Origin of the sequence: Jhaorihella thermophila, assembly GCF_900108275.1 — a bacterium.
GTDB lineage: Bacteria > Pseudomonadota > Alphaproteobacteria > Rhodobacterales > Rhodobacteraceae > Jhaorihella > Jhaorihella thermophila.
The window spans coordinates 20,454-30,413 of sequence record NZ_FNVD01000023.1 but is presented as its reverse complement, the minus strand read 5'-3'; the positions used below and the strand labels follow the sequence as shown (position 1 = coordinate 30,413).

The window sequence follows — 9,960 nt, the reverse complement described above, 5'->3', positions numbered from 1 at the left end:
TTCAGCCCTTCTCGCATAACCCTCGAAAACAACGGAAAAATCCGGCCGCAGCCGGATCGAGAGAACGCCTTCGCGGGGGCAAGTGGCGGAGGGGAAGGGACTGGGGGCGAACGTTCTCCCGAGACCCAACGGGGCTTGTTCCGGCCAGCTCCGTAAAGGCGGCACGCTCGGCTCTCAGAAGTCGGGCCCGGGCCTGTCGCATTCAACGCTGAGACAGGATACGATAAAGACTTCGTTCGCTGATGCCGAGGATTCCGGCCACGACCCTTCGATTGTTGTCATGGCGCTGCAACAGGAAATCGAGGTACCGGTCACGCAATTGTTCGAGCGTGGGCTCGTCGGCCACGCTGATGCCTTTGTCCCGCTGCTCGGTCAATCCGGCCTGCTGCCCCAGTTCCACGTGATCGGGCTGTATGGTTGCCGAACGCCCCGACAGGATCACCCCGCGCTCGACGACGTTGCGCAATTCGCGCAGGTTGCCCGGCCAGTCCCATTTCTGCAACAGCTCGAGCGTCTTTCTCGAGATCGTCTTTTCCACATCGAGGGCGAAGCGACGGCGCGACAGGAAATGGTTGGCGAGTTCGGGAATGTCGGCACGGCGCGCACGCAGCGGTGGCACTTCGAGGGTGAAGGCGGTGAGGATGTAGAAAAGTTCGGGCACAAGCCCCCCCTCAGCCGCCAACTCCGGCAACCCCTGGCTCGAGGCGGCGATGACACGCACCTGCAAGCCTATCTCGCGGGCCGAGCCGCGCCGCGTGAAGGCGCCGGTTTCGAGCGCCGCCGCCAGCCGCCGCTGGACCACCTGCGGCATCCGCCCGATATCGGACAGGAACAGCGTGCCGCCACGTGCGGCTTCCAGAAGCCCCGGCGCGGCGGCGCCGAACAACTCGTCGGCAAGATGGCTCCCGTCCGCCCGCGCGCATTGCAGCTCGGCAAAGCTGGCCTCGGCGCGCGGCCCGTTTTCGTGGATGAAACGGGCGACCGTCCGCTTGCCGGCGCCGCTTTCGCCATGGATGAGCACCGGCATTTCTGCCTCGGCCAACATCCTTGCCCGCTCGCGCAGCTTGCACACCTCGGCGGTATGCCCGACGATTTCGGGCGTCTCCTGGCCCTTTACCTCGCGCCTGAGCAGCCCGACCTCGTTGCGCAGGCGGGCGGCCTCGAAGACCCGCGCGATCGCCAGCTCCAGCATCCGTGGCGAGATCGGCTTGGTCAGATAGTCGGCGGCCCCGGCCTTGACCGCGCCCACCGCCTGATCGACCGAACCATGGGCCGTGAGCACGATCACCGGGCAGCGTTCAGCCAGATCCGGCAGATGGTCGGTGCTGGTTGCGTCGGGCAATTTCTGATCGAGCAGGACAAGGTCCGGCGGGTCGGTGTCGAGCACCGCCAGCGCCTCGGTCAGCGTGCCCGCCCCGACCGCCCGGAAGCCGAGTTGTTCGATCTGGCGCAGAAGCAGCCGCCGCAGGATAGCGTCGTCATCGACGACGAGGATGGATTGTGTTGCCGCCATTGCCCGCTCAGCCGCTGCCATTCGTGGTCCTTGGGGGCATCGCCTCGGCATCGGGCAGGTGGACGATGAACCGCGTCCCCTTTCCCGGCACCGACTCGACCTCGATGTCCCCGCCCAGACGCTCGACCACCTGCCGGCAAATGGCAAGCCCCAGGCCGCGTCCCGCCGAACCGTCGGGGCGGCGTGTCCAGAACGGCAGGAAGATGTCCTTGAGATTTTCCGGCGGGATGCCGACGCCGGTATCGGCGACCTCCAGAACCACGCCGCTTCCGTCGCGCGCCGCGCGCACGGCCAGCTTGCCACCGCCGGGCATGGCGTGGATCGCATTGACCACGAGGTTGAGCAGAAGGATGCGCATGTCGCTGTCCGGCGCCTCGATCATCAGTTCCGCCGGCACCTCGGCCCGGGCCTCGATCCCGGCCTGCTCGAGGTTCGGCCGCACGAGGCGCAGCGTGTCGCGCGCGACGGCCGACAGATCCACCGCCTGCGGGGTATCCGAGGACGGCAGCGACAGGCGCATCAGGCTTTCGCTCACATCCATGCAGGTCTGGATCTCGGTCTCGATCAGGTTGGTGAACTCGTGCGCCTCGCACCCTTCGGGCAGATCGCGGCGGATCGTGTCGAGGGCCAGCAGGATCGACGACAGCGGCGTGTTGATCTCATGCGCGACGCCATTGGCCAGAAGCGCGATCTCGCTCAGACGCTGCTGGTGCGAAATCTCGACGGCGCGATCGAGATCGCGGATCACCTCGATCACGCAATCGACCGTGGCCCCGTCCACCGGCAGGCGGATCGGCGCGGCGGTGACTTCGACGTTCATCTCCCGGCCGTCGGCGGCAAGGTGGCGGTCGGTAAAGCGCAGGGTTTCGCCCCCCTGCCGCAGGATGCGCACCACCGGGCAGGTCTGAAGCGTCGGCGGGCAGGGCTCGCCCGCGCCGTGGGTCAGCCGGTGGCAAGGCTGGCCGATGACCTGCTCGCGCGGCAGGCCGAGTTGCGCCAGATGCGCATCATTGGCGTGCAGCACCCGGAAATCCGGGCCGATGACGCGGATCCCGTCCGGGGCGGCGGCGAGAATCGCCTCCAGCGCGTCGCGCGCTGCGCGCAGCGCCTCGTCGGCGGCCTCGAGCCTGGCGGACATGGTGTTGAACCCCGCCGCGAAGGCGGCAATTTCATCATGCCCCTCCACCGCGACCCGCGTTCCGACCGCGCCGCGCCCGACCTGCGCGACGGCCTCGGCGAGCGGTTCCAGCCGGTCAAGCACCAGCCGCCGCGTCGCCTTCCACAGGGCGAGCCCCAATAGCGCCATCACCACCGCTCCCATGCCGATCAGGATTGCGGTCCCCTTCAGGGCGTGGGCCATGATCGGCGTTGCCCGGAAATCGACCACCAGCAACCCGTTGATCGGGTGCGACGCCGGGTCGCCATGGCATTCCGCACAGGGCGGGCGGTTTTGCACCGGATTGACGCTGCGCAGGACTTCGGCGCCGTTGAGCCCGGTTTGATAGGCAGCCGACGCGCCGCCCGAGGCCAGGGCCGCCTGCAGGGCCGGATCGTCGAGCTGGACGCCGATCCGCTCGTTCCGGTCCGAGAAGCGGATCTCGCCATTGGGCGCGACGATCATCACCGCGTCGATCCCGTCCTGCCGGCCGAGGTTGTCAACGATCTGGCTCAGCCCGTTCAGATCGCGCTTGAGCATCGCGTTTTCAAGCGCGATCTGGAGAGTTTCGTTCAAGGCCAGCGAGGCGCGTTCGTTCTCGTCGAGCAGCATCCGCGTGTGCAGGACCAGAAGGATCGCCAGGAAGGCGATGGAGGCCAGGAACAGGAACAGGGCGCTGACGGCGATCAGCCGCCGTTGCAGGCTCTGATCCAGGTAAGCGTTCCATTTCTCAAGCGCGCGGAGCCGCATCATAACACCAGGTTGTCCGGGCGTGGATATTGCCGCTCGGCGCAGATATAGCAAAGCTCCGCATGATCGTCGCCGGAATTTTCCGGGCGATGGGTCATCGTCTTGCACGACTGACAGCGGAACGCCTCCAGTGCCACCGGCGGGCCGACCCGCCCGTCGATCGTCACCGAGATCGCGTCGTCGTCGCACAGGGCCACGCACAAGCCGCAGCCAGTGCATGCCTTGGCGGCAACGACATAGGCCGGGCGCTCGCCGGCGACGATCTGGAACGCGCCGTTTGGACATCCGCGAACGCAGGCATCGCAGCCAGTGCAGCGCGCCGGGTCGATGGTGGGCGCGTAGGGAAACAACGGGCCGGACGAGCCGCGCTCCAGGGCAAGGAACTCCTCCAGCGCCGCGGCCCTGTCATCCTCACCGCGACCGGGGCGCCCGCGCAGGATCGCGCGGCGTGCCGGGTCGGGGGCGCCGTCCCCGGCCAGTCTTTGCCACCAACTTTTGCGGGGCCGTGGAACCCTTTTCGCGCACAGCGAGGCTGCGCCACGGCTTTGGGCCAGACGATTGAACCGGGCCAGCGTATCGGCAAAGGGGCGCGCCCCGGCCCGGTCGCAATCCGCGCAATCATGTTCGGCGATTTCGATTTCGCGAACGCCGCCTGCCCAGGCCAGCGCAAGGTCGGCGATGGACAGCGCGTTCAGGCACAGATCCTGTTCCGGATCCGCCCCGGAACAGACCAGCGACCAGGTCCGTTCAGACGGGTCCGGGGGCGGCACCGGAGGAGGGAAAGCCGCCTCCGGGCAGGCCGCGGCGCAGGCGCCGCAGCGGTTGCATGTTTCCGCGTCGATGACCGGTGCCCGCGTTTCGGCCGGCACCGTGATCGCGCCGACCGGGCAGACGCTTTCACAGACGTCGCACAGCGGCAAGGGCAGCGCCGCCCGCGCGCATCGCCGCGGGTCCGGCCGCGGCGCCTTGCCGGTCACCAGCTTGGCGCGGCGCCCGGCAGGAACGCCACCTCGTCCGGCTGGACCTCGGGGCGCTTGGGCGGCTCGGGGATCTGTTCGGCGATGCCGGTGATCCGTTCCAGCTCTGCCCGGATCTCGGCCAGCAAGGCGCCCGCGAAGGCCGCCGCCGCGCGGTAGAGAGCCGTATCCGCCCGCACTGATACCTTGCCCAGGAAATCCCCGACCCAGGGCCCCATCTGCCGGTCCATGAACACCGCCGCATCCGCCGCCGCCTCGGCGCTGCCCTGTTCCAGCAGGAAGGCCACGAATTGCAGCATCGGCACGATGTGGTCATCCGCCCGCACCCGCCAGTTCGGCACCGAGATGCCCCAATGCTCATACCAGCGGCGCGCCTCGAACATCGGCTCGCCCCTCTCGGTGTGGTCGTCGCTCAGCCAGACCGAGGCCGACGGCGCAGCCCGGTGCCCGTGGGTGAGGAAGATGTCGGCATAATCCGCCGCCAGCCGGTCGAAAAACGGATCCTCAGGCCCCGGCGGCAGGTCCGACACCGCTACCTCGAGCTCCCCCAGCGCCCCGCGCGCGGCGTCGGTTTCGAGGATCTGGTCGAGGAAGGCGAACGCGTCGCCCGATCGCAGGGCGGCCAAAGCCTCCCCGTCCAGTTCCCGGTCGAACAGCCGGATCACAACGGCCAGCGCCGCCGCGGCATCTGCCATGACCGCGCGGTCGGTCTGCGAGGGCATGGCGGGCTGCTCGGGAAGCGGATGCCGTTGCGGGTTCGTCATGATTTCACCTTGCCCTTGGAGTGCGGCACGAACACGATCGACGGATTGGTCAGGTCCGGATCGGCCATGCCGCGCACTTGGTCCACCACCTCGTCATTCGGGCCGATCGCCTTGGTCTCGGCGGTGCCGTCGCGCAGCTGGTCGATCGGCGCGATGTCGAGCACGCGCATCATGCAGGCCTCGACGCAATAGGGTTTGCGGCCCGCCTCGAGCTGGTCGATGCACATGTTGCATTTCTTGACCAGGTTATCCTCGGGGTCGAACTGCGGCGCCCCGAACGGACAGGCGGCCTCGCATTTCCGGCAGCCGATGCACAGCGTGCTGTCGATGTCCACCACGCCGTTGTCCTTGCGCTTCCAGATCGCGCCGGTCGGGCAGGCCGGGAGACAGGCCGGGTCGGCGCAGTGGTTGCAGGACATGTTGATCTTGAAGGCGAACACCTCGGGGTAGGTGCCGCCCTCGACATATTGCACGCGCCGGAAGCGCGGGCCGGGGCCAAGACCGTTCTTGTCCTTGCACGCAATCTCGCAGGCCCGGCAGCCGATGCAGTCCACGTTGTTGTGGATGAAACCGAGCTGCATTTCCGGTTCGACCTTGGGATATCCGTATTCCCGCAGCCGTTCGACGCTCGCCTTGATCTTCGCCTTGTCGATCTGGTTCGCCATCTCGTCTGTCTCCTCGGCTCAGTAGTCGCGCCGGAACACGGCGCTGCGGGCGGTGGCCAACTGGTCCCAGCCGGGACGGTGGGCCCTGTCGGTCTTGCGCACGTCGCAAAGCACGGTGTTGTAGGCGAAGGCCCCGGCGGGGCTGGGTTCGTCGAGCGTCAGGAAATCGGGGTTGCCGGATCGGTCGGTGCCGTCCTCGGCCAGGTCCATCCAAGCGCCTTCGTGCAGCACCACCACGCCCGGCATGCAGCGTTCCGTGACATAGACCGGCACGACACAGGTGCCGCGATCGTTGTAGACCTCGACCGTGTCGCCGGTCCGAATGCCCAGCTTCTTCGCATCGGACGCGTTCATCGTCAGTTCCTGGCTGAAGGTCTCACGCAGCCAGGGGATGTTGTTGAAGATCGAATGCGTCCGCCAGCGCGGGTGCGGGCTGACCATGTGGAAGGGGAACTTTTCGGTCTTGGGGCTGTTCAGGCTCTCCCACGGCTCGATCCATTTCGGGATCGCCGGGATCGGGTAGCCGTATTGCGTCTTCGTCCAGTCGGTGATCTGCGCCAGCGTGGTCGAGAAGATCTCGATCTTGCCGGACGGGGTCTGGAACGGCACGCCCTTTTCGATCTGGTCGCGGAAGGCGACATGCGGCTCGTCGAAGACGAACTTGTAGACCCCGCGTTTCTTGAACTCTTCCCAGGACCAGGTGACGTGCTGGTGATGCATCACCTTTTCTTCCCACCAGGCCTTCAGATAGGCCTCGTCCACCGGGTCGGGGTTCCAGAAATAGTCGCGCGTGGCGCGCGGGTTGTAGGCCGGGCCAAAGCCGAGGCGATAGGCGAGCTCGGTGAACACCTGGAAGTCGGTCTTCGACTCGCCCATCGGCTCGATCACCTTGGGCCGGTGGATGTAGTAATGCCCCTTGTACCAGGGCAGTGCCACGTCATGCCGCTCGAAATGGGTGGCGATGGGCAGAAGGTAATCGGCCCAGATGCCGGTGGGCGTGATCGTCGAGTCCATGCAGACGAACAGGCTTTCCTTGTCGCCTTCGGCCTCGAGCTTGCGGATCGCGGCGATTTCCTTGTTGATGTTGGTCAGCTGGTTGAACCAGTCCGACCCCTGCCAGAAGATGCCGCGGATATTGGGCACCACGCCGTCCCACTGGTCGTTGCGCGGCCACAGCCCCGCCTCTTCGCGCGTCACGTTGGGGTAGTTGAGCACGATATGCGCCCAGCGGTCGGACTTGATCGAGGCATACCAGACGTTCGCCCACTGGTCGTAGGGGTAGGCGACGGCCTCGGCGTGCCAGCCCTTGCCCACCCCTTCGGCGCAGCCGCCGAGGATGCCGATATTGCCGGTCATCGCCTGGAGCGCCGCGGCCATGCGGTTGTATTGCTCGCCATAGGCGTTGCGGCCCGGCGCCCAGCTTGCCTTGAGTGCCGCCGGCTTGGTGGTGGCATACATCTCGGCCAACTTCTTGATGTCCTCGGCCGGCACGCCGCAAATCTCGGATGCCCATTCCGGCGTCTTGGGCTGTCCGTCGGACTTGCCGAGAATGTAGTCCTTGAAGCTCTCCTGCCCCTTCGCCCAGTCGGGCATGGTGCCTTCGTCCATGCCCTGCACGAAACGGTCGATGAACTCCTGGTCGTGCCAGTCGTTGTCCCAGATGTGGTAGGCCATGCCGGCCATCATCGCGGCATCGGTGTTTGGCCGGATCGGGATCCACCAAGCGTCATAGGCGGCGGCGCTGTCGGTGTATTGCGGATCGACGAGCACGAACTTGCAGCCGCGCTGCTTGGCCAGCCGCATGTAGTAGAAGGTGTTGCCGCCGTGGAAGGTGTAGGCCGGGTTCCAGCCCCACATGATGATCAGCTTGGAATGGGCGAAGGCGTCGTCCTCGTTGCCGTCCTCGATCGTGCCGAAGGTGATGCGGCTGGAAAACGTCGTGCCCTGGTAGGATGGCACCGACCACGACGAGGTGCGGCATCCGAACATACCCAGGAACCGGCCGAGCAGCCCCTCGATCTGGTCGGACTTGTGCAGCACGCCGTAGGAAGCGCCGGCATAGGACTGATCGACCAGCGCCTGGGGGCCGTATTTGTCCCTGATGTAGACCATGCGCTCGGCGATCTCGCTCAGGGCCTGATCCCACGAGATGCGCTTGAACTTGCCCTCGCCGCGCTTGCCCACCCGCTTCATCGGGTAGAGCAGCCGTTCGGCCGAGTAGAGCCGCGCGCGATACGACCGCCCGCGCAGGCAGGCGCGAAGCTGCGGCTTCTCCTCGGTGTCGGTGCCGCGCGCGTCGCCCTGGTATTCGCCGGTATCGGTCGAAAGCCGCACGATCACGTCGCCCTTCTTGTGCGCCACCAGCATGTGACGCGACCCGCAGTTGTGGGCGCAGGAGGTGACCACCGTTTCAAGCTCGTCGTCGGTGTAATAGGGCTCGTAGGCGAAGGCGCGGGCCGGGCTGCGGGCGCCGTCCAGCACCAGTCCGGTGGCAGCCAGTGCCGCCGAGCCTTTCAGGAAGGACCGCCGGGTCTGCTCAAAGGGGCCCTTTGCGGCGGTCGGTTTATCGAGATGTTTCATCGCGTGAACTCCGTTTCGCTGGGCCGCATCACTGCGCCTTTTCCGGCAACTGGTATTCGGGCTTGGAACTGGTCGGACGGTCCACGGCCCACTCCGGCACTTCCGTGTCCATGTCCGGCCACGGATGGCGCGGGTAGGGATAGGAAATCTGGTACCACTGGCGGCCACCGTGACAGCCGTAGCAGGTGTCGGATTTCTCTCGCGCCAGTTTCTCGATGTTGAGCGCGTTCAGATAGGTCACGTTGTGGCGGTTGGTGCGGAAACCGAACTCGCCGTGGCACGCCAGGCACCCGTTGATGTTCTCTTCGTCCTCGAAATCATGCCGTACTTCGGACCAAGGCCCCGAAAGGCCCATGATGTTTTCCGGATCCGGCATCGCACCGTGGCACAGCAGGCAGGTTTCCGAGGGGTTGACCATCTTGCGGTTGGTGAACTCCGGCACATCGGGAGCCGTTCCGGCCGCGCGCGTCGGCACCATGTCGGGGCTTTCCTCGCGAGGATCGTTGCCCTTGTGGCAGAAGGTGCATTCCAGGTTCATCACCTGTTTCGCGAAGTCGCTCTCGAGGTGGCGGTAGTGGAAGCTCTCCTGCGCGCCCTCGTAGGTGTCGAGCGTCTGGTACCAGGCCAGCGTTTCGCTGGCGGGAACACCGGCGGGCGAAGCCTCGAGTGGCTTGTACTCGAGGATTTCCTGGTGACAGACAAGGCATTCCTCGTTGCTGGCCTCGTTGATGGCCGGCGGGAAGTGGATCGGGTGATAGCGGGCGCGCTCGTAGTCCATGCCGGCATCCACCTCTGCCTGAATGGCAGCGGCGCGTTCCCTTGCGGCGGCGATCTCCTCGGCGCTGCGTGCAGGCGGGTTCGAGAAACCAGCCAGCGCTTCTTCCAGCGCTGCGGCCTCCTCGGCACTCGCATTCGTTGCTGCAGGCTCTGCGCCCTCGGCGGCCGCTGCGTCCGCTACGCCGCCCGATTGCGCGATGATATAGGCGATGACCGCGGCGCGATCCTCGGCCTTCTTCAAACCGGCAAAGGCCATCTTGTTGCCCGGCACGACCTTCTTGGGGGCCGCAAGGAAGGCGTCAAGGCGTTTTTCGTCCCAGGTACCACCGAGGGCGGCCATGGCCTCGGAGTACTTGAAACCCTCTACCGAAGCGACCGCGCGGCCAACCACGCCAAAAAGATTGGGCCCGATGCCGTTCTTGCCGCTGTCGTCAACCTTGTGGCAAGCCTTGCATTTCTTGAACACCTTGGCGCCGGCCGGATCGCCCGCAGAGGTCGAGGCCGCGGTTCTGACTGCCGGCGACTTCGAGGCGGCAACCTTTGTCCCAGCCTCCTGCGCGGCATCCGTAGCGGGGGCCTCGGCCGATGCGGTCCGGGTCTGTTCCCCGGCCTTTTCATCGTTGCGCGTGACCAGATGAACGACAGCCTGGCCCACGATCACGACCGCCAGAACGGCGGTTCCGGCCGCAAGCAGAAGGCTGAGCCTGGCGAGAGTTGCCTCGATCCACTTCATGGCTCACAACTTTCCCGAGTTGGTTTGGGTGTGGGGATGGCCGGC

Annotated in this window: 7 protein-coding genes; all 7 read right to left on the bottom strand. The window is 66.3% G+C overall.

All coding sequences use genetic code 11. The features are described from left to right. Positions 1 to 202 precede the first annotated feature (202 nt). Genes C4S70_RS16505 through C4S70_RS19505 form a run of 7 tightly spaced genes read right to left on the bottom strand, consistent with a single transcriptional unit; the run spans position 203 to position 9,915 of the window. Positions 203 to 1,534 (bottom strand): sigma-54-dependent transcriptional regulator, encoded by a 1,332-nt coding sequence (locus C4S70_RS16505; RefSeq protein ID WP_160114901.1) that lies wholly within the window; start codon positions 1,532 to 1,534, stop codon positions 203 to 205. Then, positions 1,521 to 3,422, bottom strand: coding sequence for a sensor histidine kinase (locus C4S70_RS16500; protein WP_104009203.1), 1,902 nt, complete (start codon positions 3,420 to 3,422; stop codon positions 1,521 to 1,523). The genes C4S70_RS16505 and C4S70_RS16500 overlap by 14 nt, the downstream gene beginning before the upstream one ends. Beyond that, positions 3,419 to 4,339, bottom strand: coding sequence for a 4Fe-4S binding protein (locus C4S70_RS16495; protein WP_146064246.1), 921 nt, complete (start codon positions 4,337 to 4,339; stop codon positions 3,419 to 3,421). Before C4S70_RS16495 ends, C4S70_RS16500 begins: the two co-directional genes overlap by 4 nt. A gap of 53 nt (positions 4,340 to 4,392) precedes the next feature. Beyond that, positions 4,393 to 5,160 (bottom strand): TorD/DmsD family molecular chaperone, encoded by a 768-nt coding sequence (locus C4S70_RS16490; protein WP_104009201.1) that lies wholly within the window; start codon positions 5,158 to 5,160, stop codon positions 4,393 to 4,395. After that, entirely contained in the window at positions 5,157 to 5,825 is a 669-nt protein-coding gene (locus tag C4S70_RS16485; protein WP_104009200.1) for a 4Fe-4S dicluster domain-containing protein, read from the bottom strand. The genes C4S70_RS16490 and C4S70_RS16485 overlap by 4 nt, the downstream gene beginning before the upstream one ends. Positions 5,826 to 5,843: 18 nt before the next feature. Beyond that, entirely contained in the window at positions 5,844 to 8,405 is a 2,562-nt protein-coding gene (locus tag C4S70_RS16480) for a molybdopterin-dependent oxidoreductase (protein ID WP_104009199.1), read from the bottom strand. Between the two features lie 28 nt (positions 8,406 to 8,433). After that, complete coding sequence (locus C4S70_RS19505; protein WP_146064245.1) at positions 8,434 to 9,915, bottom strand: c-type cytochrome; 1,482 nt, start codon at positions 9,913 to 9,915, stop codon at positions 8,434 to 8,436. Between the last annotated feature and the right edge of the window lie 45 nt (positions 9,916 to 9,960).

What these genes read in the sequence shown, in the direction of transcription:
- C4S70_RS19505 (WP_146064245.1), bottom strand. Translation starts at nt 9,915, where the DNA reads ATGAAGTGGATCGAGGCAACTCTCGCCAGGCTCAGCCTTCTGCTTGCG.
- C4S70_RS16500 (WP_104009203.1), bottom strand. Translation starts at nt 3,422, where the DNA reads ATGATGCGGCTCCGCGCGCTTGAGAAATGGAACGCTTACCTGGATCAG.
- C4S70_RS16505 (WP_160114901.1), bottom strand. Translation starts at nt 1,534, where the DNA reads ATGGCAGCGGCTGAGCGGGCAATGGCGGCAACACAATCCATCCTCGTC.
- C4S70_RS16490 (WP_104009201.1), bottom strand. Translation starts at nt 5,160, where the DNA reads ATGACGAACCCGCAACGGCATCCGCTTCCCGAGCAGCCCGCCATGCCC.
- C4S70_RS16485 (WP_104009200.1), bottom strand. Translation starts at nt 5,825, where the DNA reads ATGGCGAACCAGATCGACAAGGCGAAGATCAAGGCGAGCGTCGAACGG.
- C4S70_RS16480 (WP_104009199.1), bottom strand. Translation starts at nt 8,405, where the DNA reads ATGAAACATCTCGATAAACCGACCGCCGCAAAGGGCCCCTTTGAGCAG.